The organism is Silvania sp. (genome assembly GCF_051656365.1).
Classification (GTDB): domain Bacteria; phylum Pseudomonadota; class Gammaproteobacteria; order Enterobacterales; family Enterobacteriaceae; genus Enterobacter; species Enterobacter hatchlandensis.
In genome coordinates, this window is record NZ_JBOGBT010000059.1 from 13093 (window position 1) to 39768 (window position 26676).

At 58.3% G+C, this 26676-nt stretch carries 27 protein-coding genes; 17 read left to right on the forward strand and 10 right to left on the reverse strand.

Annotated features, from left to right (window positions below; all coding sequences use genetic code 11):
• Positions 1–39: 39 nt before the first annotated feature.
• A complete protein-coding gene (locus ACRDD5_RS11570; RefSeq protein WP_438676830.1) occupies positions 40–612 on the forward strand; it encodes a carboxymuconolactone decarboxylase family protein in 573 nt (190 codons plus the stop codon).
• Positions 605–1225 carry a CDP-alcohol phosphatidyltransferase family protein gene (locus ACRDD5_RS11575; RefSeq protein WP_438676831.1) on the forward strand — a complete coding sequence of 207 codons (621 nt, stop codon included), beginning with the start codon at positions 605–607 and terminating at the stop codon, positions 1223–1225. Before ACRDD5_RS11570 ends, ACRDD5_RS11575 begins: the two co-directional genes overlap by 8 nt.
• 6 nt (positions 1226–1231) lie before the next feature.
• Here ACRDD5_RS11575 and ACRDD5_RS11580 read toward each other — a convergent pair whose 3' ends face one another.
• The 6 genes from ACRDD5_RS11580 to xthA form a co-directional block, all read right to left on the reverse strand.
• Positions 1232–2539 (reverse strand): rhodanese-like domain-containing protein, encoded by a 1308-nt coding sequence (locus tag ACRDD5_RS11580; protein ID WP_438676832.1) that lies wholly within the window; start codon positions 2537–2539, stop codon positions 1232–1234.
• 87 nt (positions 2540–2626) lie between these two features.
• Positions 2627–3259 (reverse strand): ATP-binding cassette domain-containing protein, encoded by a 633-nt coding sequence (locus ACRDD5_RS11585; protein WP_438676833.1) that lies wholly within the window; start codon positions 3257–3259, stop codon positions 2627–2629.
• Positions 3259–4794: a thiamine ABC transporter permease gene (locus tag ACRDD5_RS11590; protein ID WP_438676834.1), complete on the reverse strand. Its 1536-nt coding sequence runs from the start codon at positions 4792–4794 to the stop codon at positions 3259–3261. Before ACRDD5_RS11590 ends, ACRDD5_RS11585 begins: the two co-directional genes overlap by 1 nt.
• Positions 4767–5930, reverse strand: a complete 1164-nt coding sequence (locus tag ACRDD5_RS11595) for an ABC transporter substrate-binding protein (protein ID WP_438676848.1) — start codon at positions 5928–5930, stop codon at positions 4767–4769. Before ACRDD5_RS11595 ends, ACRDD5_RS11590 begins: the two co-directional genes overlap by 28 nt.
• Positions 5931–5950: 20 nt before the next feature.
• Positions 5951–6637, reverse strand: coding sequence for a TVP38/TMEM64 family protein (locus tag ACRDD5_RS11600; protein WP_438676835.1), 687 nt, complete (start codon positions 6635–6637; stop codon positions 5951–5953).
• 3 nt (positions 6638–6640) lie between these two features.
• A complete protein-coding gene (gene xthA / locus ACRDD5_RS11605) occupies positions 6641–7447 on the reverse strand; it encodes an exodeoxyribonuclease III (RefSeq protein ID WP_438676836.1) in 807 nt (268 codons plus the stop codon).
• Positions 7448–7892: 445 nt separating this feature from the next.
• Between xthA and astC the strand changes: the two genes are divergently transcribed.
• The 7 genes from astC to ves all read left to right on the forward strand — a co-directional run bounded on the left by astC (position 7893) and on the right by ves (position 15603).
• The gene (gene astC, locus ACRDD5_RS11610; RefSeq protein WP_438676837.1) at positions 7893–9113 is read left to right on the forward strand and encodes a succinylornithine/acetylornithine transaminase; all 1221 of its coding nucleotides are present in this window, start codon (positions 7893–7895) and stop codon (positions 9111–9113) included.
• The gene (gene astA / locus ACRDD5_RS11615; RefSeq protein ID WP_438676838.1) at positions 9110–10144 is read left to right on the forward strand and encodes an arginine N-succinyltransferase; all 1035 of its coding nucleotides are present in this window, start codon (positions 9110–9112) and stop codon (positions 10142–10144) included. The genes astC and astA overlap by 4 nt, the downstream gene beginning before the upstream one ends.
• Complete coding sequence (gene astD / locus ACRDD5_RS11620; protein WP_438676839.1) at positions 10141–11628, forward strand: succinylglutamate-semialdehyde dehydrogenase; 1488 nt, start codon at positions 10141–10143, stop codon at positions 11626–11628. Before astA ends, astD begins: the two co-directional genes overlap by 4 nt.
• Positions 11615–12940: an N-succinylarginine dihydrolase gene (gene astB, locus ACRDD5_RS11625; protein ID WP_438676840.1), complete on the forward strand. Its 1326-nt coding sequence runs from the start codon at positions 11615–11617 to the stop codon at positions 12938–12940. The genes astD and astB overlap by 14 nt, the downstream gene beginning before the upstream one ends.
• 10 nt (positions 12941–12950) lie before the next feature.
• On the forward strand, positions 12951–13919 hold the full coding sequence (astE, locus tag ACRDD5_RS11630; protein ID WP_438676841.1) for a succinylglutamate desuccinylase: 969 nt from the start codon (positions 12951–12953) through the stop codon (positions 13917–13919).
• Between the two features lie 335 nt (positions 13920–14254).
• Positions 14255–14746 (forward strand): ATP-independent periplasmic protein-refolding chaperone Spy, encoded by a 492-nt coding sequence (gene spy / locus ACRDD5_RS11635; RefSeq protein WP_271283859.1) that lies wholly within the window; start codon positions 14255–14257, stop codon positions 14744–14746.
• A gap of 299 nt (positions 14747–15045) precedes the next feature.
• Entirely contained in the window at positions 15046–15603 is a 558-nt protein-coding gene (ves, locus tag ACRDD5_RS11640) for an environmental stress-induced protein Ves (protein WP_271283938.1), read from the forward strand.
• Here ves and cho read toward each other — a convergent pair.
• Both cho and nadE read right to left on the reverse strand, forming a co-directional pair.
• Complete coding sequence (cho, locus tag ACRDD5_RS11645) at positions 15572–16459, reverse strand: excinuclease Cho (protein ID WP_271283858.1); 888 nt, start codon at positions 16457–16459, stop codon at positions 15572–15574. The genes ves and cho overlap by 32 nt on opposite strands.
• A gap of 85 nt (positions 16460–16544) precedes the next feature.
• On the reverse strand, positions 16545–17372 hold the full coding sequence (nadE, locus tag ACRDD5_RS11650; protein WP_271283857.1) for an ammonia-dependent NAD(+) synthetase: 828 nt from the start codon (positions 17370–17372) through the stop codon (positions 16545–16547).
• Positions 17373–17608: 236 nt separating this feature from the next.
• Here nadE and osmE point away from each other — a divergent pair, with 236 nt between their 5' ends.
• The 7 genes from osmE (at position 17609) to chbG (ending at position 23450) form a co-directional block, all read left to right on the forward strand.
• Positions 17609–17950 (forward strand): osmotically-inducible lipoprotein OsmE, encoded by a 342-nt coding sequence (gene osmE, locus ACRDD5_RS11655; RefSeq protein WP_271283856.1) that lies wholly within the window; start codon positions 17609–17611, stop codon positions 17948–17950.
• 273 nt (positions 17951–18223) lie between these two features.
• A complete protein-coding gene (gene chbB, locus ACRDD5_RS11660) occupies positions 18224–18541 on the forward strand; it encodes a PTS N,N'-diacetylchitobiose transporter subunit IIB (RefSeq protein ID WP_271283855.1) in 318 nt (105 codons plus the stop codon).
• A gap of 83 nt (positions 18542–18624) precedes the next feature.
• The gene (gene chbC, locus ACRDD5_RS11665) at positions 18625–19983 is read left to right on the forward strand and encodes a PTS N,N'-diacetylchitobiose transporter subunit IIC (RefSeq protein ID WP_271283854.1); all 1359 of its coding nucleotides are present in this window, start codon (positions 18625–18627) and stop codon (positions 19981–19983) included.
• Positions 19984–20029: 46 nt separating this feature from the next.
• On the forward strand, positions 20030–20377 hold the full coding sequence (gene chbA, locus ACRDD5_RS11670) for a PTS N,N'-diacetylchitobiose transporter subunit IIA (RefSeq protein WP_438676842.1): 348 nt from the start codon (positions 20030–20032) through the stop codon (positions 20375–20377).
• An 8-nt stretch (positions 20378–20385) separates the two neighbouring features.
• Positions 20386–21222, forward strand: a complete 837-nt coding sequence (gene chbR, locus ACRDD5_RS11675; protein ID WP_438676843.1) for a transcriptional regulator ChbR — start codon at positions 20386–20388, stop codon at positions 21220–21222.
• 102 nt (positions 21223–21324) lie between these two features.
• Positions 21325–22680, forward strand: coding sequence for a 6-phospho-beta-glucosidase (locus ACRDD5_RS11680; RefSeq protein WP_438676844.1), 1356 nt, complete (start codon positions 21325–21327; stop codon positions 22678–22680).
• An 11-nt stretch (positions 22681–22691) separates the two neighbouring features.
• Positions 22692–23450 (forward strand): chitin disaccharide deacetylase, encoded by a 759-nt coding sequence (gene chbG / locus ACRDD5_RS11685; protein ID WP_438676845.1) that lies wholly within the window; start codon positions 22692–22694, stop codon positions 23448–23450.
• A gap of 37 nt (positions 23451–23487) precedes the next feature.
• Here the strand turns inward: chbG and katE are convergent, their stop codons facing one another.
• Entirely contained in the window at positions 23488–25746 is a 2259-nt protein-coding gene (katE, locus tag ACRDD5_RS11690) for a catalase HPII (protein ID WP_438676846.1), read from the reverse strand.
• Positions 25747–25926: 180 nt separating this feature from the next.
• Between katE and cedA the strand changes: the two genes are divergently transcribed.
• Positions 25927–26199, forward strand: a complete 273-nt coding sequence (gene cedA, locus ACRDD5_RS11695; protein ID WP_271283937.1) for a cell division activator CedA — start codon at positions 25927–25929, stop codon at positions 26197–26199.
• Positions 26200–26256: 57 nt separating this feature from the next.
• Here the strand turns inward: cedA and ACRDD5_RS11700 are convergent.
• The coding region (locus ACRDD5_RS11700; RefSeq protein WP_438676847.1) for a cation:dicarboxylate symporter family transporter at positions 26257–26676 on the reverse strand (420 nt) is incomplete at its 5' end.

Sequence of the window (26676 nt, forward strand, 5' to 3'; positions counted from 1 at the left end):
ATAATATTTGCGGACTTAACCGATACCCGTGAGGATCCTGTGAACGAAACGCCCCCAGCCTGGGTTAAACCCATCGAATCGATACCCGCCAGTTTAACGCCGATTGCCAGGATGCAGAAAAAACATTACGGCGCGGTGCTCAATCCGCTGCGCTGGTGGGGAAGAATGCCCCGGCTGTTCTGGCTGGTGGCGCTGTTCGTTGGCTTTCTTGAACGCCGAAAATCGCCCCTCAACCCGGTGCTGCGATCGCTGCTGATGACCCGTATCTCGCAGGTGTGCCACTGCGCGTTCTGTATCGATGCCAACTCCCTGCGGCTGGCGGAACGCTGCGGGGCGCTGGATAAAGTGCAGGCGGTACAACACTGGCGCGACAGTGCCTTATTCAGTGAGGAAGAGCGCGCCGCGCTGGCCTACGCCGAGGCGGTCACCGCCACACCGCCCGCGGTGGACGGCGCCATCAAAGCCCAGCTCTGCCGCCACTTCGATGCCAATGCCATTACCGAAATGACGGCGCTTATCGCGTTTCAGAATCTGTCGGCACGCTTCAATGCGGCGCTGGATATCCCTGCGCAGGGGCTGTGTTCCCTCCCGGGAGAAAACCGCGATGCTTGATCGTCACCTTCATCCCCGTCTCAAGCCGCTGCTCAACCAGCTGGTGGCGAGACTCGATAAACCCGGTATTACCCCCGACGGCATCACCCTAATTGGCTTTGCGATCGGGGTGCTGGCGCTGCCGTTCCTGGCGCTGGGCTGGTATCTGGCGGCGCTGGTGGCTGTCCTGCTGAACCGCCTGCTGGACGGACTGGACGGGGCGCTGGCGCGGCGGCGCGGGTTAACCGATGCCGGGGGTTTTCTCGATATCGCCCTCGACTTTCTGTTTTATGCCCTGGTGCCGTTTGGTTTTGCGCTGGCCGATCCCTTCAACAACGCGCTCCCGGCGGCCTGGCTGCTGTTTGCGTTTATCGGCACCGGCAGCAGTTTTCTGGCCTTTGCGGCGCTGGCGGCCAAACACGATATCGACAATCCAGGCTATGCCCATAAGTCGTTTTACTATCTGGGCGGGCTGACGGAAGGGACGGAAACGCTGCTGATGTTTGCGCTGTGCTGCCTGTTTCCGGCGCACTTTGCGTGGTTAGCGTGGGTGTTTGGCGCGCTGTGCTGGCTGACCACCGCAACGCGCATCTGGAGTGGGTATCTGACGCTGAAAAACACTCAGCGCCAGTAGGGCCGGTTACAGGGAGCTGTCTGGCCCGCGCTCGCCGGTTGAGACCGGGTTCTGCGGATGACTGCTCCACTCGTACCAGCCCCCGTCGTAGACACCGACATTCTTCCAGCCCATCGCCCGGGCGTACATAAAGGTTTCAGAGGCGCGCCAGCCGGTACCGCAGTAAAACGCCACCTGCTGATCCGGCAAAATGTTCCACTGCTTCCACATGGCGGCGATGTCTGCCGCGCTGCGCATGGTGCCGTCCGGGTTGTGGAAATCTTCCATATGGGTGGCGTCGCTGCCCGCGTGACCCCAGCGGGCGCCTTTGATTTCACCCTTCGGCTTGATGTAGCTGTAGCCGCTGGTGACGCCGGTAAATTCCGGCCACGAGCGGATGCTGACCAGCGACGCGTCTTTGCGATGCAGCAGGCCGCGGGCCTGTTCCATATCCAGCATCAGCTGTGGCTGACCCGGGATCGGTGCGCCAAAGTCAGGCGCTGGCTTGACCTTGTCCGCCGTCCCACGCTCAACCGGCAGCTTCGCATCATCCCAGGCTTTCCAGCCGCCATCCAGCAGACGCACGTCTTTCACCCCGGCATACAGCATAATCTGCGCCACGCGCGCGGCGGCATACACGTCGCGTCCGTAGAGAATCACCGTGGTGTCATGGCGGATCCCATGTTTTGCCAGCATCGCTTTCAGATCCGCATCGGAGACTTTATTCCACAGCGGCTCGCTTTCGACTTCATTGGTGTCGATATAGCCCGCGCCGGGTATATGGTTCAGCAGATAAAATTTAGGCGCGCCCCAGGCGGCTTCAATCACCTTCCACTCCCCGGCAGGGGCGGCGGAAACCGGTTTACCCTGCTGGAGTTGATGCAGCCACTGGGGATAAACCAGCTGTTCGAAATGGACAAGACGCTGGAGGCGATTCGGCGTTTGCAGGGCATCGCTCAGCAGCGTGACATGGGTAAAGCCCGCCTGCGCCAGCCGCGTTTTGACGGCCTGATTGTCCCCCTCGTTGCCGTATAAGGCGACCGGAGTGGTTGGCGTCAGCTGGTGCTGGGTCGCCCAGGTTTTCAGCTGGGTATCATTCATCGCGCCAAGCCAGCTGGCGGAGAGATTCAGAGCCGCGGGTTCATGCCCGGAAGGACCGTTCAGCGCCTGCGGCCAGCCGTTATAAAAGGCGCTGGCGCGGGTATCGATAACTGCGCCCTGCTGCTGTTGCAGCTGTGCGAGGGTCAGGGAATGCGCCATGTCAGCGGCAAAAGAACAAAAAGAGGCGAGACCTAAAGCGGCGGTCAGCGCGGTCAGTTGAGAAACACGTTTCATCGAAATGCCCGTACGGAAAGAAAAGAGCGCTGATTGTGGCAACCTGTGCAACAGAAAACGTTGCGTTGGCGCAGGTTGCAGCACGATTCATTGCCAGTTTGCGATTGGCAGGACGCAACCGTCGACGGGAACGTCGGCCTCGTCGTGCGTCACCTGCACCACGGGGATCCCGCGGGCGCGCACTTCGGCAAACACCCAGCGGCGAAACTGCGCCCGCAGGTGTTGATCCAGTCGGCTAAAGGGCTCATCGAGCAGCAGCGCCTGCGGCTGGGCCAGCAGGGCGCGCAGCAGGCTGACTCTGGCACGCTGCCCCCCGGAGAGGGTGGCGGGATCGCGGTGAAAAAAGCCCTCCAGCTCGGCGGCATCGAGTGCATCACGCACCTGCGCTTTGCGCGCGTGGCCTTTGATCGCCGCCGGCAGCGCCAGCAGTAAATTTTGCCCGACGCTGAAGTGCTCGAACAGTAACGGATCCTGAAACAGCAGACCCAGCCCGCGCTGTTCCGTCGGCAGGCTGTCGCAGCGCCGGGCGTTGATCCACAGCTCCCCCTCGGCGCGAAAATCGCCGGGCAGCGCCCCGGCCATCCAGGCGAACAGCGACGATTTGCCGCTGCCGGACGGGCCCATCAGGGTGAGGATTTCGCCGGGCTGCACGGTAAAACTGACCTTCTTCAGTAGCGTGGTCTGGCCCAGAGAAAGCGAAAAATCGGTGACCATCAGCATTAACGTAACCCCTGTCGGAAGCGGCCAATCAGCCGGGATAAAGCCACGCAGGCGGCGAAGACCAGCGCGGGCAACAGCAGTTGCCACAGCGCCTGCGCTGCCAGTACCGCGCTGCTGCCTCCGCTGCTGAGCGCCACGGCCTCGGTGGTAAACGTGGTCACCCGTCCGCTGCCCAGCCACAAGGTGGGCAGATACTGCGCCATGCTGACCGAAAACCCGACCGCAAACGCGGTGAGGGCCGGGCGGAGCATCTGCGGGCATTTAACCAGCCAGAAGATTTTACTCGATCCCCAGCCGAGCGTGCGGGCGATGAGGATCAGACGCGGATCGAGCCTGCGCCACGCCGGCTGCATTACCAGCAGCATCCACGGCAGCACCCACAGTAGATGCCCCCACAGCACGGCAATAAACTGCCCGTCGAGCTGCAACGCCAGCGCCAGCTGATACTGCCCGGCCACCAGCGGCAGGGCGGGCAGCGCCAGCGGCATCCAGACCCACAGCGCCCCGCGCTGCGGTCCCCACTCCAGCCACAGCAGAATGACCCCCAACGCAATAGCGGCAGAGCACAATCCCAGCGCCAGGCTGGTTGCGGCGTTAGTGCTGGAAAACGTGCTCTCCCTTGCCACAACGGCCAGCACCACCACGCTGAGCAGCCCAATGAGCGGCAGCAGCAGGCCGCAGACGCGCCCCGTCATCAGCGGACGCGGGGCCGAACGCACCCCCGAAACGGCCGGGATTGTGCGCCTCCAGCGCCGCCAGCCGACAAACAGCGCGACGGCGATGATTTCCAGCAGCACCAGCAGGATCACGCACAGCAGCAACCCTTTGGCCTGCTGGCCGGTATCGCCCTGCGAGAGCCACTGCCAGGCCAGCACCGCCAGCGTGGGCGGGTTGCCCGGGCCGAGGATGAGGGCCACATCCACCACCGACAGCGACCAGGCGATCGTTGCCAGCATTACCGCCCCGAGGGCCGGGGCAATGGCGGGCAGGATCAGCCAGCGCAGCGCCTGCCAGCGGCCATAGCCCAGCGATCGCAGCACGGTGACTTTCTGTGCCAGCTCTTTTTCCGGCAGCGAGGCGTAAATCGCCCAGATCACAAAGGCGCTCTCTTTCACTGCGAGCGTCAGTCCCAGCCCGACGCCGTAGGGATCCATCATCGGCGAGCAGAAGGTGCAGACGCGGTACAGGGCGCCGCCTTCGGCAAACATCAGCAGCACGCTCACCGCAAAGGCCACGTGGGGGATCGCCAGCAGCCACGGCAACTGGGAGCACAGTCGCCGCCAGCGGATGCCGGGCCACAGGTCGGCAACCACCGCCAGCGCCAGCATTAACGCTCCGGCGGCGGCGATGAGCGTCGAGACCAGGGTGGCGATAAGCGCCTGCACAAGCTGGCTGTCCGTAGCCAGCGCCCGCCAGTTGTCCACCGAAAAGACCGGTGGCAGCAGCAGGGCGAGGGCGGGCAGCAGCGGCAGATAGACGGCTATCAGCAGCAGCCAGGCAAGCCAGCTTAGTGGGTGCCGTAGCGGCGCAGCCATTCCTGCTCCAGTGCATTCACCCAGGCGGCATGCGGTTCGCCCAGGGTGGTAGGTAACCCGGTTGGGATCAACTGACGCAGCGCGGTGGCTTCCGCAGCGGGCAAGGCATCTGGCGCAAGCACGCTCGGATCCCCCCAGTTGGCCGGATCCGCCTTGCGGATCTGCGCCTGCGGCGAGAGTAAAAAGTTTGCGACCACTTTCGCGCCCGCAGTAGCGGAGGCATTGGCCGGAATCGTCACAAAATGGACGTTGCCAATCATTCCTTGCTGAAAACCAAAGCTGTAGCTGTCCGACGGCAGCTCTTTGCTGCTGACTTTTTGCCGGGCGTGGGCCGGGTTAAAGGTGATGGAGAGGTTCAGGCTTCCGGCGGCCAGCAGGGCATCCATCCGCGCGGGCGATGGAGGGAAATCTTTACCGTTGCGCCACAGATGCGGGTGCAGTTTATCCAGATACGCCCACAGCGGGGCCGTTACGGCTGCGAAGGTGGCGCTGTTCGGCGGCTGCTTCAGGGCGTCGGGCCGGGTGGTTTGCGTCAGCAGGATCTGCTGCAGAAATGCGGTACCGGTAAAATCGGGCGGGCGCGGGTAGGTTACGGTGCCGGGGTGCTGGCGGGCATACTCGAGCAGCGCCTGAGGGTCTGCCAGCGGTTCAGGCAATTGCTGGCGGGTGGCGATAAAGGTGAGCTGCGCGCTGCCCCACGGGGATTCTGCCCCCTCGGTCGGAATGGCAAAATCCTCCGTGACCGGTTTAGTCGTGTCGACATAGCGCCAGTTGGGGAGCGTCTGCGCCCAGCCGGTCTGTAACAGCCCGGCGCTTTTCAGGGTGCGGAAGTTTTCCCCGTTCACCCAGAGCAGGTCGACAGAGCCGTTGGCTTTTCGTCCGGCACTGGCCTCGGTCTGGATGCGCTTCACCGCATCGGCGGCATCCGCCAGACGGACAATTTTCAGGGTGATGGCGTAGTGGCTTTTCATCTCGCCGCTGACCCAGTCAAGGTAGCGATTCACCGCGGCATCGCCGCCCCAGGCGTTAAACCAGACGGTCTGCCCGCGGGCGTCTTCTTTGATTTGTTGCCAGCTGTCATCAGCCAGCGCTGGGCCTGCAAGCAGCAGACCGGTCAGTAACATGCAAAAACGCACACGGCGCATTATGCCCCCTGTTATGGAGAAGGTCGGGAAAAGCGGGCGAACAGCCAGCGGGTAACGAGCGGCAGCAATCCCAGCACCGTAAAGGCAAAAACCACGCCGGGCGAGAGGATATCACGCAGTGAGGCAATCTGCCCCAACTGGTGTCCGGCATTAAGATAGACAATGGCACCGGGCAGCATTCCTGCCTGACTGACCCACCAGTAGCGGCGCACCCCCAGGGTGGTGACGCCTGCCAGCAGGTTCACCAGGAAGAACGGAAACAGCGGCATCAGGCGCAGGGCAAACAGATAAAACGCCCCGCTGTGCGCTACCCCATCATTGACGGTACGCATCGGCCCGGCAAAGCGGCGTTGGACCCAGTCGCGCAGCAGGTAGCGGCTGGTCAGCATCGCCAGCGTCGCCCCAAGCGTAGAGGCGAACGACACCAGCAGGATCCCTGGCCAAAGGCCGAACAGCGCCCCGCCGAGCAGGGTGAATACCGCCGCACCCGGTACGGACAGGGCGGTCACCAGCACGTAGGCGACGAAAAAGAGGGCCGCGCTTAGCAGCGGTGACTGCTGGCAATAATCCAGCAACGCCTGATGGTGCGCCTGCAGGGATCCCAACGTCAGTGCGCCGGGCGGTAATTGCGTAACGATAATGACAAATGCGCCCAGAAGGGCGCACAGGAGGGTGATTTTACGGCCGTTCGCGGTCATCCATTACACGCTGAATTTGGCCCACACCGGGGCGTGATCGGACGGTTTTTCCATGCTGCGGATCTCATAGTCGATCCCGGTTTCGATGCAGCGTTCGGCCAGCACCGGGCTTGCCAGCAGCAGGTCAATACGCAGGCCGCGGTTGTCATTAAAGCCTTTGGAGCGGTAATCAAACCACGAGAAGCGGTCCAGCGTCTGTGGGTTGGCGTGGCGGAAGGTATCCACCAGACCCCAGTCCAGCAGACGTGCCATCCACTCGCGCTCTTCCGGCAGGAAGGAGCATTTCCCTGTGCGCAGCCAGCGTTTGCGGCTGTCTTCGCCGATGCCGATATCCAGATCGGTATGGCTGATGTTCATGTCGCCCATGATCAGCACCGGGTTCTCTTTTTTCAGCTCGGTTTCGAGGAACGACTGCAGATCCTGATAAAACTTCTCTTTTGCCGGGAACTTCAGCGGGTGGTCACGGCTTTCGCCCTGCGGGAAGTAACCATTGATAACGGTGATGTTCCCCAGCGGTGAGGGGATTTCCGCCATGATGATGCGGCGCTGGGACTCTTCGTTATCACCCGGAAATCCACGACGTACGGAGACCGGCGTCTCTTTGGTCAGCAGGGCCACGCCGTAATGGCCTTTCTGGCCGTGGTAAAAGACGTTGTAACCGAGCTTTGCCACCTCTTCGAGAGGGAACATATCGTCGTGTACTTTTGTCTCCTGCAGGCCAATCACATCGGGCTGATGTTGCTCGACGATGGCTTGCAGTTGGTGAGGACGGGCGCGCAGGCCGTTGATATTAAAAGAGACAAATTTCATAGTCGCTGCCGGTGCAAGGTGAATAGTGCAAGGATGGTAGCAGAATTTCGCCTGACTGACTGCCGCGCTCACGCGGGAATCGCCAATTACTGCGACAGTTTTCGCCGACAGTGCAATTTTTGCACCGTTCTGGCGCGTGATGCCCTGCGATGGCGCGTAAAGGGTCCACAAATTTCGCGAGCGATCACAATTCCAGAATTATATTTGGCTTCTGAATAATATTTCTGTTTTTCCTCCGGTAAAGCCGCGCTTGCTGCAAAAATATTCACTTTTTATGCAATAACAGTGAATAACTCCATGTAGTAACCTATTGATATTTCTGCTCCACACCTCGTTTATGCATTTTTTCCGCTGGCTGGCACGATCGCTGCAATCTACATTTACAGCGCAAACACATAAATATTTAACATTTAATCAACCTTTTGTTTACCCGGATGAGGTCGCTATGTCTCTGTCAATTACGCGTGAAAACTTTGATGAATGGATGATGCCGGTTTACGCCCCGGCGGCTTTTATTCCGGTTCGGGGAGAGGGCTCACGCCTGTGGGATCAGCAGGGTAAAGAGTACATCGACTTTGCAGGGGGAATTGCGGTCAACGCGCTGGGCCATGCCCATCCGGCGCTGCGTCAGGCGCTGAATGACCAGGCAGCGAAGTTCTGGCATACCGGTAACGGCTTCACCAACGAGCCGGTCCTGCGCCTGGCGAAACGCCTGATTGACGCCACCTTTGCCGAAAAAGTGTTCTTCTGTAACTCCGGGGCCGAAGCCAACGAAGCGGCGCTGAAGCTGGCGCGTAAGTACGCCCATGACAACTTTGGCATCCAGAAGAGCGGGATTGTCGCCTTCAAGAATGCCTTCCACGGCCGCACGCTGTTTACCGTCAGCGCAGGCGGTCAGCCTGCTTATTCGCAGGACTTTGCCCCGCTGCCGCCGGATATTCGCCATGCGGTATATAACGATTTGCAGTCCGCCAGCGAGTTGATTGACGACACCACCTGCGCGGTGATCGTCGAGCCAATGCAGGGCGAGGGCGGCGTGCTGCCGGCTGATATTACCTTCCTGCAGGGGCTGCGCGAGCTGTGCGATCGCCACAACGCGGTGCTGATTTTTGATGAAGTGCAAACCGGCGTGGGGCGCACCGGCGAGCTGTACGCCTATATGCACTACGGCGTGACCCCGGACGTGCTCTCTACCGCCAAAGCGCTCGGCGGCGGCTTCCCGGTGGGGGCGATGCTGACCACCGACAAATTCGCTCGGGTAATGACCGTCGGCACCCACGGCACCACCTACGGCGGCAACCCGCTGGCGTCGGCGGTCGCAGGTCAGGTGCTGGATATCATCAACACCCCGGAAGTGCTTAACGGCGTGAAGCAGCGCCATGACTGGTTTGTCGAGCGTCTGGATGCTATCAACAGCAAAACCGGCCTGTTCAAAGAAATTCGCGGTCTGGGCCTGCTGATTGGCTGCGTTCTTACGGACGAATTCGCCGGAAAAGCTAAACTTATTTCACAGGAAGCGGCAAAAGCGGGCGTGATGGTATTGATCGCCGGGGCTAACGTGGTGCGGTTTGCGCCTGCGCTGATCGTAAGCGAAGAAGAGGTTCAGACCGGGTTAGATCGCTTTGCGCTGGCCTGCGAACAGGTGAAATCCGGGGTGTCATCATGATGGTCATCCGTCCCGTTGAGCGCGGGGATCTTCACGCTCTCATGCAGCTTGCTGGTAAAACAGGAGGCGGGCTGACCTCGCTTCCCGTCGATGAACAGACGCTTTCAGCGCGCATTGAGCGCGCCCTGCAAACCTGGCAAGGGACGCTGCCGAAAGGCGAACAAGGTTATGTGTTTGTGTTAGAAGAGTCCGACACCGGCACCGTGGCGGGGATCTGCGCCATCGAAGTGGCGGTGGGGCTTAACGATCCCTGGTACAACTACCGCGTCGGTACCCTGGTGCACGCCTCGAAAGAGCTGAACGTCTATAACGCGCTGCCGACCCTGTTTCTCAGTAACGATCACACCGGCAGCAGCGAGCTCTGCACCCTGTTTCTTGACCCGGAGTGGCGTAAAGAGGGCAACGGCTACCTGCTGTCGAAATCCCGCTTTCTCTTTATGGCCGCTTTTCGCGATCGCTTTAACGACAAAGTGGTGGCCGAGATGCGCGGCGTAATTGACGAAACCGGCTTCTCCCCGTTCTGGGAAAGCCTCGGAGAGCGCTTCTTCTCGATGGAGTTCAGCCACGCCGACTATCTATGTGGCACCGGACAGAAAGCCTTTATTGCCGAACTGATGCCCAAACACCCGATCTATACCCACTTTCTGAGCGAGGAAGCGCAGGCGGTCATTGGCGAAGTCCATCCGCAAACCGCCCCGGCGCGCGCAGTGCTTGAGAAAGAGGGCTTTCGCTATCGCAACTATGTCGACATTTTCGACGGCGGCCCAACGCTGGAGTGCGATATCGACCGGGTGCGGGCGATCCGCAAAAGCCGTCTGGTGGAGGTGGCTGAAGGCCAGCCCGCCCCGGGCGAATGGCCAGCCTGCCTGGTCGCCAATGAACAGTATGACCATTTCCGCGCCACGCTGATCCGCGTGGACCCTGATTGTGAACGTCTGGTGCTGACCCCCGCGCAACTGGATGCCCTGAAATGCAGCGCAGGCGATCGTATTCGCATGGTACGCCTGTGCCCCGAGGAGAAAACGGTATGAACTTATGGATTAACGGTGACTGGGTAACGGGCGAAGGTGAGGCGCGGACTAAACACAATCCGGTAGGGCTGGAGGTGCTCTGGCAAGGGGCGGACGCCAGTCCCGCGCAGGTTGAACAGGCCTGTCGCGCGGCACGCAGCGCGTTCCCGGGCTGGGCCCGACTGCCGTTTACCGCTCGTCAGACGGTTGTGGAGAAATTTGCTGCCCTACTGGAGGCCAACAAGCAGGAGCTGACCGCCATTATCGCCCGGGAAACCGGCAAACCCCGCTGGGAGGCCGCAACTGAAATCACGGCGATGATCAATAAAATCGCCATTTCAGTAAAGGCGTATCACACCCGTACCGGCGAGCAGCATACCGAGATGGCCGACGGTGCGGCCACCCTGCGCCATCGCCCGCACGGCGTGCTGGCGGTCTTCGGGCCGTATAACTTCCCCGGCCATCTGCCGAACGGCCACATCGTGCCGGCGCTGTTGGCGGGCAACACGGTGATATTCAAACCGAGTGAGCTGACGCCGTGGAGCGGTGAGGCGGTGGTGAAACTGTGGGAGCAGGCCGGGCTGCCGCCGGGCGTCCTCAATCTGCTGCAGGGCGGGCGCGAAACCGGGCAGGCGCTGAGTGCGTTGGCCGATATCGACGGGCTGCTGTTTACCGGCAGTGCCGGGACCGGGTATCAGCTGCATCGCCAGCTGGCCGGTCAGCCAGAAAAAATTCTGGCGCTGGAGATGGGCGGCAATAATGCGCTGATTGTTGACGATCCGGCCGACATCGATGCGGCGGTGCATCTGACGATTCAGTCGGCATTTATTACCGCCGGACAGCGCTGCACCTGCGCGCGTCGCCTGCTGGTGAAGCGCGGCGCAGAGGGCGATGCGTTTCTCGCCCGGCTGGTCGAGGTAAGTGCCCATCTGCTGCCTGGCGCATGGGATGACAGCGATCAGCCGTTTATCGGCGGACTGATTTCAGAGCAGGCGGCAAAAAATGTCTATCACGTCTGGCGCGAGCATGTGGCCCGCGGTGGCCAGTCGCTGCTCGATCCGCGTCTGGTGAAAGCAGGTACCTCGCTGCTGACCCCGGGGATTGTGGAGATGACCGACGTGGATGACATACCGGACGAAGAGACCTTTGGCCCGCTGCTCTGTGTCTGGCGCTATGACGATTTTGAGCAGGCCATTGCGATGGCTAACGGCACCCGCTACGGCCTGTCGTGCGGGTTGATTTCGCCAGATCGTGAGCGCTTCGACCAGCTGCTGCTGGAAGCGCGGGCCGGGATCGTTAACTGGAACAAACCGCTGACCGGTGCGGCCAGCACGGCACCGTTTGGTGGCGTAGGCGCATCCGGTAACCATCGCGCCAGCGCCTTGTATGCGGCGGACTACTGTGCCTGGCCGATGGCGAGCCTTGAAACCCCGGCCATTGTGCTGCCGGAACAGCTGAGTCCGGGCCTCGATTGCGTACGGGGGAAGCGCCATGAAAGCGCGTGAAGTGAACTTTGACGGGCTGGTGGGGTTAACGCACCACTATGCCGGACTGTCGTTTGGTAATGAGGCCTCCACCAGACACCGTTTTCAGGTTTCTAACCCGAAGCTGGCGGCGAAACAGGGTCTGTTAAAAATGAAGGCGCTGGCGGATGCGGGCTTTCCTCAGGCGGTGATCCCGCCGCAGGAGCGACCTAACGTCGGCGTGCTGCGCCAGCTGGGTTTTACCGGCACTGACGAGCAGGTGGTGGAAAAAGCCGGAACGCAGGTGCCGCAGCTGCTCTCCGCCGCCAGTTCGGCCTCGTCGATGTGGGTGGCGAATGCCGCGACCGTGGCGCCCTCGGCCGATACGCTGGATGGCAAAGTGCATCTGACGGTCGCCAACCTGAATAACAAATTTCACCGTGCCAGCGAAGCAGTGACCACCGAACAGGTGCTGCGGGCGATTTTCCGCGATGAGCGTCGCTTTAGCGTACATACCGCCCTCCCGCAGGTGGCGATGTTCGGCGACGAAGGTGCCGCCAACCATAACCGCCTCGGTGGGGACTACGGCGAGCCGGGCCTGCAGCTGTTTGTGTATGGCCGTGATGAAGGGGTTCATGCCGCACCGGCCCGCTATCCGGCACGCCAGACTCTGGCTGCGAGCCAGGCGGTTGCGCGGCTTAATCAGGTTAATCCGGGGCAGATCCTGTTTGCCCAGCAGAACCCGCAGGTGATCGATAAAGGCGTGTTTCATAACGACGTCATCGCTGTGTCGAACCGCCAGGTGCTGTTTTGCCATGAGCAGGCGTTCGTAGGCCAGCAGGCGTTGTTCCAGACGCTGGCCGTGCGGGTGCCCGGCTTTACCCCCATCCAGGTACCAACCGGGGCGGTTTCGGTTGACGACGCGGTGGCAACCTATCTGTTTAACAGCCAGCTGCTGAGTCGGGACGACGGCAGCATGATGCTGGTCTTGCCGCAGGAGTCGCAGGATCACCCGGGTGTCTGGCGCTATCTCAGCGGGCTGGTGGCGGACGATAACCCAATCAGCGAGCTGCGGGTGTTCGATCTGCGCGAGAGTATGGCAAACGGCGGCGGCCCGGCGTGCCTGCGTCTGCGCGTGGTGCTGACAGCAGAAGAGCAGCGGGCGGTGAACCCGGCGGTGATGATGAACGATACCCTGTTTACTGCGCTGAACGATTGGGTGGATCGTTACTATCGCGATCGCCTGACCCAGGCCGATCTGATCGATCCGCAGCTGCTGCGCGAAGGACGCGAGGCACTGGATCACCTGACCCGGATCCTGCAGCTGGGATCGGTCTACCCGTTCCAGCAATAAAGGAGGCGCGATGGAAAACTTACTGGCGCTGACCCTGGCGGAGGCGACACCGGTCCAGCGCGAAGGCGCAGGCCCTTCATTTCAGTGGCACTGGCATGCAGCGGGTGTGCTGGAACTGGCCCCGGAGGTGGCGAGCACACGTTCACTGGTGCTCTCCACCGGGATCCACGGCAATGAAACCGCCCCGGTTGAGATCGTTGATCGGTTGGTCGGGGCGCTGTTTCGCGGCGAGCTGACCCTGCGCTGTCGGGTGCTGATTATCCTCGGCAACCCCCCGGCGCTGGCGGCCAACAAACGCTACCTGACCTGCGATCTCAATCGCCTGTTCGGCGGGCGCGGGGCACAGTTCCCGGCCTGCGCGGAGACAGCGCGGGCTACGTTGCTGGAAGAGACCGTCACGGCGTTTTATCAGCAGGTCAGCGATGAGCGTTGGCATCTCGATCTGCATACCGCGATCCGCGCCTCATACCATGAGCGCTTTGGTGTACTGCCGCAGCGCAGCCAACCGTGGGATGAGCCGTTTTTGCAGTGGCTGGGAGATGCCGGGCTGGAGGCGCTGGTGTTCCACCAGGCGCCGGGCGGGACGTTCACGCATTTTTGCTGCGAACGCTTTGGTGCGCTGGCCTGTACCCTGGAGCTGGGAAAAGCGCTGCCGTTTGGTCATAACGACCTGACGCGCTTTGCCGCCACACACCAGGCGCTGCGTGCGCTGCTGGGCGGGGAAGCACCGCAGGCGCACACCGGAACCGTCGAGCGCTATCGGGTGGTGCAGCAGATCACCCGGCGTAGCGAGGCCTTTCGCCTGCATATGGCGGCCCATACGCTGAACTTCACCCCGTTTCGCCAGGGCGTACTGCTGGCGGAAGACGGTGAAGATCGCTATGAAGTGCAAAAGCAGACGGAGTATGTCCTGTTTCCTAACCCCGGCGTTGCGTTTGGCCTGCGAGCCGGGCTGATGCTGGAAAAAGTCATCTTTTGATTATTCGACCCCGGTAAGCGTAACGGCCGGGGTTGTTTATTTTGCCAACCATTTCTTGCGTCTATCGTTTTATTGCAGATTATTCCTGGTGGTTTGCTTTATTATTAATCGTCTTGCCGGTATACTTCTTCATAATCTCTTTAAAATCATTGTCTTGAATATTTTTGTTGCAACTCTCCACGCTTTTTCCTTATTTTCTCCATATTTGGCGATAAAGTGTTTTTTACACTTTCATTGTTTTACCGTTGCTCTGACTTATTGACGATAAACCCCGTAAAGTTAATCCCGTCAACACGGCATAGCGCCGAAGAATAACTGAAAGGAAGGACAAAATTATGCGTAAATTAACTGCACTGTTTGTTGCCTCTACCCTGGCTCTGGGCGCTACCAGCGCGGCGTTCGCCGCAGATACCGCCACCACGACCACCGCCGCACCGACCGAAAGTAAAACAATGCATCACAAAGGTAAGCCGGGTATGCATCACGACATGATGTTTAAAGACCTGAACCTGACCGATGCGCAGAAACAGCAGGTTCGCGACATCATGAAAGCCCAGCGCGACCAGATGAAACGTCCGCCGCTGGAAGAGCGCCGCGCAATGCATGACATTGTTGCCAGCGACAGCTTCGATAAAGCGAAAGCCCAGGCGCAGGTCGAGAAGATGGCCGAGCAGCATAAAACCCGCATGCTGGCGCACATGGAAACCCAGAATAAGATTTACAACATTCTGACCCCTGAGCAGAAAAAGCAGTTTAATGCCAATTTTGAGAAGCGTCTGACAGAACGTCATGCGCCGGACGGTAAAATGGACGCACCTGCTGAATAAGCCGTTAAACATTTAAGACCGCCGGATCCTGTTCACGAAAGCGAAATCGCTGTGGACAGGTCCGGCGGTTTTTTCTTTGCACCCCTCTTGTCAGCCGCCGCCAGCGCGGTATTCTCCTGTAGTCGGTTTTCTGAATGTGTTTAATAGTTATGACGTTAGCGATTTTTATTCGTCATCATACTAAGGCCTTTCTGCACACCTGCCGATAATGCATCTGTAGTGACCTAATGATAACAATCGAAAAGCGACTCGCCCTGCGCGAGCCGCTCTGGCGCGTGTTGCGTCCTTCAGGAGTAATAATGGAGTTCTTTGATATTCGCAAAATGCCGGTCAACCTCTGGCGCAACGGTGCAGGCGAGACGCGAGAAATATGTTGTTTTCCTCCTGCTACCCGGGACTTTAACTGGCGTGCCAGTATTGCGTCCATCGCCAGCAACGGCGAGTTTGCGACATTTCCCGGCGTTGACCGGGTGATCACTCTGCTGGAAGGGGGAGAAGTCAGTCTGGACGGCGGGCACGCTTTTAACCATACGCTCAGGCGTCATCAGCCCTTCAGCTTTGCCGGTGACCTGCCGGTGAAAGCGCAGCTGACAGAAGGTCGGATGTCGATGGATCTGAATATCATGACCCGCCGGGATCGCTGTCGGGCGAAGGTCCGGGTGGCGGACCGCACCTTTACGACGTTTGCCTCGCGCGGTGGCGTGGTGTTTGTCCTGAGCGGCGCGTGGCAGCTGGGTGAAAAGCTGCTCACCGCCGACCAGGGCGCTTACTGGCACGAAGGTGAACATACGCTGCGGCTGCTGAAAGAGGAAGGCGAACTGTTGTTCAGCGAGATCGTTTGGCTGCCAGGTCACTGAGCGGGATAATGTCGTAGTGACCCGTGAGCAGCGGCTTGCAGAGAATTTTATAGCCGTCCTGGTCAAAACCAGAAGGTGTGCGGAGCAATTCCGCCGCCTGGTCCAGGGACTCTACCGCGCCGAGCCACAGCCAGTTATGGATGATATGAAAATGGGTCATCTCTGCGCGCGACTCTTTCAGCGCCACGGCGCTGTCCCACGGCCAGCAGGTAATGCCAATCGCCTGCAGCCCTTCAACTAAACGTTGCTGATGATCTTCAACGCTCTCTTTCCCGCAGCAGGCCCCGGCACAGCGCTTCAGGGCTGACCGGAAGCAGGCCCGGCCCCGACTTACCGACTCCAGTCCCAGCAGGCCATAGCAGAGCTGACGCTCGTCGGCCAGCGCCTGCAGGGTTTGCAGCGCCGCCCGGCGGTTGGCGAAAAGGCCAAACAGGTTAGCGGTGTGCGAAAAGTCCACCTCGCGGGCATACACCACCTGCGGTTTACCCTCGCTGATGTGCAATGAGCAGAGCTGGCGGTTGCGGCGCAAACGCTTATTGAACAGCGGCTGCTGCTCCTTAATTAAGCGGGCTTCCAGCAGTAATGCACCCAGCTCACCGGCGGTTTGCGTCCAGCTGATGCGCCGGGACTGGCGCAGCATGGCGGCCTCGTCCGGGGTGCGCAGATGCGAGAGTACCCGGCTGCGAATATTGACGCTTTTACCGATGTACAGCGGCATGGCGTCGCTGTCACCATGAAAAAAGTAAACGCCGGGCTGTTTGGGCAGCGCTTCAAGCCACGGTCGTAGATGTTCGGGGTATTCATAGATGGCGGCGGCTTCAAATTCAAGCCGCGGTGCCGATTGACGCCTGCTCACAACGTACTCCTGATACTGTTCAGGCATACAGTGTAGCAGCTGTGGGATGGTTAAAAAAGAGGCGACGGATGTCGCCCCGGTCAAATTAACGTTTCCAGAAATCGTCGAACACCGTAATGGGTGGGCGACGTTTATGCTCGGTTTTCAGATACCAGCCTTCAATAATGCGTCCGGTGCCTTCATCCAGCACTTTGCCTTCCAGATAATCATCAATGTTTTCATAGGTTACCCCCAGCGCAGCTTCATCAGGCAGGGAAGGGCGATCGTCTTCAAGATCGGCTGTAGGCGCTTTCTTATACAGATGCTCCGGACAGCCCAGCGCGGCCAGCAGCTGTTTACCCTGACGCTTGTTCAGACGGAACAGCGGATTAATGTCGGTGCCGCCGTCGCCGTACTTGGTAAAGAAGCCGGTCAGCGCTTCTGCCGCATGGTCGGTCCCAACCACCACGCCGCTGGTCATCCCGGCGATGCTGTACTGGGCTTTCATTCGTTCGCGGGCTTTTTCGTTGCCGCGCACAAAATCACTCAGCTCAATGCCCGCATCGCGTAACGCCTGCTCGCTGGCCAGGACCGCACTCTTGATATTGACCGTCAGCACTCGATCTGGCTGAATAAAACCGATAGCGTCCTGGCAGTCCTGTTCGTCGGCCTGCACGCCGTAGGGGAGGCGAACGGCGATAAACTGCAGCGCATCATTGCCGGTCTCTTCACGCAGCTCGGTGATGGCCAGCTGGCAGAGCTTTCCGGCGAGGGTGGAGTCCTGGCCGCCGCTGATACCGAGGATCAGGGATTTCAGAAACGGGTAGGTTTGAAGATAGGACTTCAAAAAATCGACGCTGCGGCGGATCTCTTCTTCCGCATTGATGGTGGGTTTGACACCCAGCGCCTGAATAATCTCTTGTTGCAGAGCCATTAAGCCCCTCCATTTACTTACGCAAATTTGCCTGATGAATGTTCTGTTAAAGCTAACCCGTCAGGTCTGAAACGACAAGGATCACATTTTTATGTGAGGCGAAATCCGTCGATTCAGCCGCTTATCTTTGTTTGATTAGAATTTTCCGAAAAACCTGCGCCGTTACGCCTGGAGTTGAAAAAAGTGATTTTCTATTCCAGGCTTACTTAACACGCTGAAAAACAAGAGGACGGTTTATGAACAAGAATATAGCAGGAATGTTGGGTGCAGCGGCAGTATTGACTTTGCTGGCGGGGTGTACCGCTTACGATCGTACTACCGATCAGTTTAAAGAGCCCGTCGTCAAAGACGTTAAAAAAGGCATGAGCCGGGCCCAGGTGATGCAGGTTGCCGGTAAACCATCATCTGAAGTGACGATGGTTCACGCTCGCGGCACCTGTCAGACTTACATCCTCGGTCAACGGGATGGTAAAGCACAAACTTACTTTGTGGCCCTTGATGATACAGGCCACGTGATTAACTCGGGCTATCAGACCTGTGCGGAGTACGATACGGATCCGCAGGCGCCAAAAGCCTGATAACACGCTTTCCTGAGCATACAAACAAACCGGCCACCTGGCCGGTTTTTTTACGTCGCCCCTAATCTTATTTCTTTGCGCGAATTATTTGCCTAAAATGTGAAGGGAGTCATAACCGCAGGTCAATGAGAGACAATTGTAAATCGTCAGAGATTATCCGTGGTAAATCGGTTGCCGTATACTGAATCCATCAGATACGCCAGCGATGAATCCGACACGGTTAACGTGCTGGTATCGCGGCGAAAGCGGTGAGCATATAAGAGGGAAGTCGCTATGGAAAAGAAACATATCTATCTGTTCTGCTCGGCGGGCATGTCAACGTCACTGCTGGTGTCAAAGATGCGTGCGCAGGCTGAAAAATACGAAGTACCCGTTGTGATTGAAGCATTTCCTGAAACGCTGGCAGGCGAAAAAGGAACCAGCGCCGATGTGATTCTGCTGGGGCCGCAAATCGCCTATATGCTGCCTGAGATCCAGCGTTTGTTACCGAATAAACCGGTTGAAGTGATCGATTCTGCGCTGTACGGCAAAATTGATGGTTTAGGTGTTCTTAAAGCTGCTGTCGCGGCTATTAAAAAAGCTGCTAATTAATTTATTTTTATTTTTCCCGTCAAAGAGCTATTTCACACACACTTACGCCGCAATATTATTGCGGCATTTAAGGGTATTATTCTATGAGTGGATTCATTGGTGCACTTGAAAAGGTACTCCTTCCTTTTGCAGTTAAAATAGGAAAGCAACCGCATGTCAACGCTATTAAAAACGGTTTTATTAAGGTTATGCCGTTAACCCTGGCGGGGGCAATGTTCGTTTTAATCAATAACGTTTTTCTGAGCTTCGGTGATGGTTCTTTTTTCTACTCATTAGGTATCCGTTTAGATCCCTCGACTATTGAAACGCTAAATGGTTTCAAGGCTATCGGCGGCAATGTGTACAACGGTACACTGGGTATTATGTCGCTGATGGCCCCTTTCTTTATAGGGATGGCACTGGCGGATGAGCGTAAAGTTGACTCGCTGGCTGCCGGTTTATTATCCGTCGCTGCCTTTATGACCGTAACGCCGTACAGCGTGGGTGAAGCCTACGCGGTAGGGGCGAACTGGTTGGGTGGGGCGAACATTATCTCAGGTATTGTCATTGGTCTGGTCGTGGCGGAGATGTTTACCTTCATTGTTCGCCGCAATTGGGTGATTCGCTTACCTGACAGCGTACCTGAGTCGGTGTCACGCTCGTTCTCGGCGTTGATCCCCGGCTTTATCATCCTCTCTATTATGGGGATTGTGGCCTGGGCGCTGTCGCATTGGGGCACCAACTTCCACCAGATCATTATGGACACCATCTCCACGCCGCTGGCGGCGATGGGCGGCGTAGTGGGCTGGGCATACGTTATCTTCACCTCCCTGCTGTGGTTCTTTGGTGTACACGGTTCTCTGGCGCTGGCCGCGCTGGACAGCGGCATCATGACCCCGTGGGCGCTGGAAAACGTGGCACTTTATCAGCAGTACGGCTCCGTGGATGCGGCGCTGGCGGCGGGTAAAACCTTCCACGTCTGGGCGAAACCGATGCTGGACTCCTACATCTTCCTGGGTGGTACCGGGGCGACGCTGGGCCTGATCATTGCGGTGTTTATCACCTCCCGTCGTGCCGATCACCGTCAGGTAGCGAAGCTGGCATTGCCGTCAGGCATCTTCCAGATTAACGAGCCCATCCTGTTCGGCCTGCCGATTATCATGAACCCGGTGATGTTTATCCCGTTCGTACTGGTGCAGCCGCTGCTGGCCGCCATTACCCTGACGGCCTACTATCTGGGGATTATTCCACCGGTGACCAACATTGCCCCGTGGACAATGCCTGCCGGTCTGGGCGCCTTCTTTAACACCAACGGCAGCGTAGCGGCCTTCCTGGTGGCGATGTTCAACCTTGGCGTAGCCACCCTGCTGTACATGCCGTTCGTGGTTATCGCCAACAAAGCGCAGACCACGATTGACGAAGAGCAGAGCGAAGAAGAGATCGCCCTGGCCCTGAAATTCTGATATCACCCGGCGCAGGGCAACCTGCGCCATCACAGGAGTGAAAGAGATGTTTGATTTAGAAAATGCTGTAGCAGAAGACGTTGTCGAAAACGACCTGGAAGAAGTGGTGATGGGTCTTATTATTAACTCGGGTCAGGCGCGCAGCCTGGCGTATGCCGCTCTGAAAAAGGCCAAGCTGGGTGACTTCGAGGCCGCGAAAGCGATGATGGCTGAATCCCGCACCGCGCTGAACGAAGCGCATCTGGTGCAAACAAAACTGATCGAAAGCGATCAAGGTGAGGGTAAAATGAAGGTGAGCCTGGTGCTGGTGCACGCGCAGGATCATCTGATGACCTCGATGCTGGCACGTGAGCTGGTGGCGGAACTCATCGAACTTCACGAGAAAATTCAATAAGTCAGGCTTTGCAGGAGGTCAGCGCGATGGAAATCAATACCGCCCGGGAACTGCAGTTGTTCAATGGTAAAAATTTTCATGTGTTTATCTACAACAAGGTGGAAAGCATCAGCGGTCTGCATCAGCATGACTACTATGAGTTCACCATTGTGCTGACCGGCCGCTATTTCCAGGAGATCAACGGCAAGCGCGTGCTGCTGGAGCGGGGCGATTTTGTTTTTATTCCGCTGGGCTCACACCATCAGAGCCTGTACGAATTTGGCGCCACCCGCATCCTGAACGTGGGCGTCAGTAAGCGCTTTTTCGAGACCCATTACTCCCCGCTGGTGCCGTTCTGCTTTGTCGCTTCTCAGGTGTATCACGTTAAAAACGAGTTCCTGACCTGGATAGAGACCGTTATTGCCTCGCTTAACTTCCGCGACAATGAGTTTGATGAATTTATCGAGACGGTGACCTTCTACGTCGTCAACCGCTTACGCCATTATCGCGAAGAGCAACAGGAGACGGACGATGTCCCCTCGTGGCTGCGTACTACCGTAGAAAGAATGCACGACAAGCTGCGCTTTGGTGAAAATGCGCTGGAGAATATGGTTGCGCTGTCCGGTAAGTCGCAGGAGTACCTGACCCGCGCCACCCAGCGTTATTACCAGAAAACCCCGGTGCAAATTATTAATGAAATACGGATTAATTTTGCGAAGAAACAGCTGGAGATCACCAACTATTCGGTGACGGATATTGCTTATGAATCCGGTTATAGCAGTCCGAGCCTGTTTATTAAAACCTTCAAAAAATTGACCTCATTTACACCCAACAGCTACCGGAAAAACCTGACGGTTATAAATTAACGCCCGGCGGTTATGCCGCCGGGAATATCGATTTCATGCTTGCCCTTATTACATGGGAAGGGATCGCTATACGTAATGTGCGGTTTCCCCAGGGAGAATATTATGCAAAAGAAACTGAAAGTGGTCACCATCGGCGGCGGAAGCAGCTATACCCCGGAATTACTGGAAGGGTTCCTCAAACGCTATCATGAATTACCGGTCAGCGAATTATGGCTGGTGGATGTGAAAGAAGGGCAGGAAAAACTCGATATTATTTTTGACCTCTGCCAGCGGATGGTAAAAAAAGCGGGCGTGCCAATGACCGTGCACAAAACGCTGGATCGCCGCGAGGCGCTTAAAGATGCTGACTTTGTCACCACCCAGCTGCGCGTGGGTCAGCTTAAAGCCCGTGAACTGGATGAGCGCATTCCCCTCAGCCACGGCTACCTCGGTCAGGAGACCAACGGCGCAGGCGGCCTGTTCAAAGGGCTGCGCACCATTCCGGTGATATTCGACATCATTAAAGATGTGGAGGCGATCTGCCCGCAGGCGTGGGTGATCAACTTTACCAACCCGGCCGGGATGGTGACTGAAGCGGTCTATCGCCACACCGGCTTCAAACGCTTTATCGGCGTGTGCAATATTCCGATTGGCATGAAGATGTTTATTCGCGACGTGCTGGCCCTGACCGACAACGACGAGCTCTCCATTGACCTGTTTGGCCTCAACCACATGGTCTTTATCAAAGACGTGCTGGTCAACGGCCAGTCACGCTTTGCTGAACTGCTGGATGGGGTCGCCAGCGGCACCCTGAAAGCCAGCTCGGTGAAGAACATCTTCGACCTGCCGTTTAGTGAAGGGTTGATCCGCTCGCTCAACCTGCTGCCGTGCTCCTACCTGCTGTACTACTTCAAGCTGAAAGAGATGCTGGCGATTGAGATGGGCGAGTACTACAAAGGCGGCGCCCGCGCGCAGGTGGTACAGAAGGTTGAGAAGCAGCTGTTTGAGTTGTATAAAAATCCGGACCTCAACGTCAAGCCGAAAGAGCTGGAGCAGCGCGGGGGAGCGTATTACTCCGACGCGGCCTGCGAAGTGATCAACGCCATCTACAATGACAAGCAGGCCGAGCATTACGTCAACGTGCCGCACCACGGCCACATTGACAACATCCCGGCAGACTGGGCGGTTGAGATGACCTGTATTCTGGGCCGCGATGGGGCGAAGCCGCATCCGCGTCTGACCCACTTCGATGACAAAGTCATGGGCCTGATCCACACCATCAAGGGTTTTGAGGTGGCGGCAAGCCATGCGGCGCTTAGCGGCGAACTGAACGACGTCCTGCTGGCGCTCAATCTCAGCCCGCTGGTGCAGTCCGATCGCGATGCAGAACTGCTGGCACGCGAGCTGATTCTGGCCCATGAAAAATGGCTGCCGAACTTTGCGGCCACCGTCGATAAACTGAAAAGCGAGCAGCACTGAGAGGGATCGCTATGGAATATCTGCTGATCGTCAATGCCGATGATTTTGGTCTGTCGAAGGGGCAAAACTACGGCATTGCGGAAGCCTGTCGGCATGGCGTCGTGACCTCGGCCACTGCGCTGGTCAATGGCGACGCCATTGAGCATGCCGTTGCGCTCAGCCGGGATCTGCCCGCGCTGGGCGTCGGGATGCACTTTGTCCTGACCCTCGGCATACCGCTGTCGCCGATGCCTGGGCTGACCCGAGACGGCGTACTGGGGAAATGGATCTGGAGCATGGCAGAGCAGGGCACGCTGCCGCTGGATGAGATTGCGCGCGAGCTGGACTGCCAGTTTAATCGCTTTGTCGATCTGTTTGGACGCGAGCCGACGCACATCGACAGCCATCATCACGTGCATATGATCCCGGCGATCTTCCCGCTGGTGGCTGAGTTTGCCCGCCGGAAAGGGGTTGCGCTGCGGGTGGATCGCCAGGAAGGCGTGCTCAGTGAGACGGACGTTACACTACCGCCTTCTACCGAGGGCTTCAGCAGCGGTTTCTATGGGGATGAGATCAGCGAAGCGCTGTTTTTAAGCGTGCTGGACAGTTCGGTTCAAAACGGGGAGCGATCGCTGGAGGTGATGGCCCATCCGGCCTTTATCGATAACACGATCCACAAAAGCGCCTACTGCTGGCCGCGGCTGGCGGAGGTGGATGTCCTGACCTCGACGTCGCTGAAATATGCGATTGCCGAGCGCGGGTATCGACTGGGAACCTTCAGGGATCTCTGAGAGAAATGCCGGGTGGCGGTTACGCCACCCGGTTGTTTTACGCCGGGATGCTGGCGATTTTACTGCTGCGCGACCAGACGCGGTGCGCGGCAATAAGTGACAGCAGATCGTCCATAAACGCCTTATCGGCGCTATCACCCTCGATAATCCCTTCTTCGCCTTTATCGGCCACATTAAGCCGGGTTTTGAACTGTCTGGCGTCGCCAGCCAGCGCAATTGGCTTAAGGTGTTTGTAGGCTTCCAGCAGGTAATAGACTGCATCACCGTTGCTGAGCAGACTCTGGATGTCGCCGCCCGGCACGATCACCGCATCTACGGTCAACGACGGCGATCCGGCAAAGGTCGCAGCAACCGGCAGCACCGAGCCATCGTCGGCGGTCACGTCGCCCATCCGCGAGTAGAGCAGTTTGGCATGTACCCCTTTAGCCTTCAGCGCTTTTAGCGCCGCCAGCACGTCGGCGGCCCGGACGCTGTCGTTCAGCAGCACTGCCACCACCCGGCCTTTAATACTGCCGCCGGGAACGGCATACAGGCTGAGCGACGGATCTTTTTTCACGCCGTTGACCGCTTTCGGCGGCGCAATCTTGCACTGCTCGTCGCTGAGGGTGAGCCCTAAGTTATCCGCCACGCCCTGGGCGAGGGTGACATCAATATGCGCCAGCTGATCGACCACCCGCTCGCGAATATAGGCCCGCACTACTTTGCTTAATTCAAAGCTGAACGCGCCAATAATATGCTCCTGCTCGACGGGCGTCTGGCTCTGCCAGAACAGGCGCGGATGGGCGTAGTACTCGCCGAAGGAGGGACTGCGCTCGCGGATTTTAGTCCCTTCCACGCGCTCCTGATACGATTCGAATCCACCCCGTTTCGGGCCGGGTGGGGTTTCGCGCGGCCAGTTATCGTTAATCGAATTCGGCTCATAGTTTGCCGGATTGGTGTCGATCTCCATGCGGTGCATCCCGTCCCTCTGGAAGTTATGGTACGGGCAGGTAGGGCGGTTAATCGGGATTTCGTGGAAATTCGGTCCCCCCAGGCGGCTGATTTGCGTATCGGTGTAGGAGAACAGGCGCCCCTGCAACAGCGGATCGTTGGTGAAGTCCAGCCCCGGGACGATATGGCCTGGGTGGAATGCCACCTGTTCGTTCTCGGCAAAGAAGTTGTCCGGATTGCGGTTGAGCACCATTTTGCCCACCAGCTGGACCGGTACCAGCTCCTCAGGGATCAGCTTGGTCGGGTCGAGGATATCAAAATCAAACTTGAACTCGTCCTCTTCCGGGATCAGCTGGAAGCCAAGTTCATACTCCGGGTAATCGCCCGCTTCGATGGCCTCCCACAGCTCGCGGCGGTGGAAATCCGGGTCGCGCCCGGTCAGCTTCTGCGACTCATCCCACACCAGCGAGGCTTTGCCTGCCACCGGCTTCCAGTGGAAACGCACAAACGTGGCTTTCCCGTCGGCGTTAATCAGCCGGAAGGTGTGAATGCCAAAGCCTTCCATGGTGCGATAGCTGCGGGGAATGCCGCGGTCAGACATTGCCCACATCACGTTATGCAGGGTTTCCGGCTGGAGCGAGACGTAATCCCAGAAGGTGTCGTGCGCACTCTGGCCCTGCGGGATCGCCCAGTGAGGCTCCGGTTTTACCGCATGGACAAAATCCGGGAACTTGTGCGCATCCTGAATAAAGAAGACTGGCGTGTTGTTACCGACGAGGTCAAAAATGCCCTCTTCGGTATAAAACTTGGTGGCAAACCCGCGGATGTCCCGCACCGTATCGGCGGAACCTGCACCGCCCTGTACGGTAGAAAAACGCACGAAAACCGGGGTGGTCTTATCCGGGTCGGAGAGGAAATCGGCTTTGGTCAGCGCGCTCAGATTCTTATAAGGCTGAAAATAGCCGTGGGCGGCCGAGCCGCGCGCGTGGACGATACGTTCCGGGATGCGCTCGTGGTCAAAATGGGTGATCTTCTCGCGCAGGATAAAGTCTTCCAGCAGGGTCGGGCCGCGTGATCCGGCGCGAAGCGAGTTTTGATCGTCGGCGATGCGCACCCCCTGATTAGTGGTGAGCGGGACGTTTTCGCTGCCTTTGCGGACATCCTCCAGCGAGGTGAGCTTTTCATTACTTACGTCCGGCGCCTTCAGGCTGCCCGGCGCCGTCGGCTCCTGTCCGGGAGGCGTCGGGGTTGGCGTAGCCAGGTGTGACCCATCCTCGGGTGCCAGCGAGTCCAGGCCGGGTTTTGATTCATTATCATCATGAACCGGTGATTGCTGCGGATTATGGGTCTTATCATTTTGCGACATTGCACTCGTCTCCTGTTTTCATTGCTGAAACGCGGTCGTTATTGCGTCAAAACTCAATAACTATAGAACAATGGCGGGGGACGGCCGGGTGAGACCCCGATTTCTTCCTGCCGCTTACCCCGTACAAGGCACGCAGGGCGCGACTCTGGTGGTCCAATCCGCTATCATAGGAATTTACTGATTTTTGAGTTTGCTTTAGTGAACCCGTCGCTTATGAAACCTCTTCGCCAACAAAATCGTGTTGTTATTAGTTATCGGCCCCGTGTAGAACCCGCGCCACCTGATCATGCCACCAAGCTGGATGGGTTTCGTGACGTCTGGCTGCTGCGCGGCAAGTATGTTGCGTTTGTGCTGATGGGAGAGCGTTTCCGCCGTTCACCGACGTTTACCGTACCGGAGTCGGCCCAGCGCTGGGCGGCGCAAGTCCGCCAGGAAGAAGAGGTTGATGAGTAACAGCCAATAAAAAACCGCCTTCATCACTGAAGGCGGTTTTTTTACTGCTATGGGCGATTAACGGTGCGCGAGATCCGCATGTTCTTCGCTGTCCATAACCGTTTTGTCAGTCTGCTTCAGCCACTGGCTGGTCAGCGTACCTGCGGTCATCGAACCACTCACGTTCAGGGCAGTACGGCCCATGTCGATCAGCGGCTCAACGGAGATCAGCAGCGCTACCAGCGTCACCGGCAGGCCCAGCGCAGGCAGAACAATCAGTGCTGCGAAGGTCGCACCGCCACCCACACCGGCTACCCCGGCAGAGCTCACGGTCACAATTCCGACCAGAGTGGCAATCCACACTGGATCCAGCGGGTTAATCCCGACCGTTGGGGCCACCATCACCGCCAGCATTGCCGGGTAGAGACCCGCACAGCCGTTCTGACCAATGGTCGCGCCAAATGAGGCGGAGAAGCTGGCGATCGATTCCGGCACGCC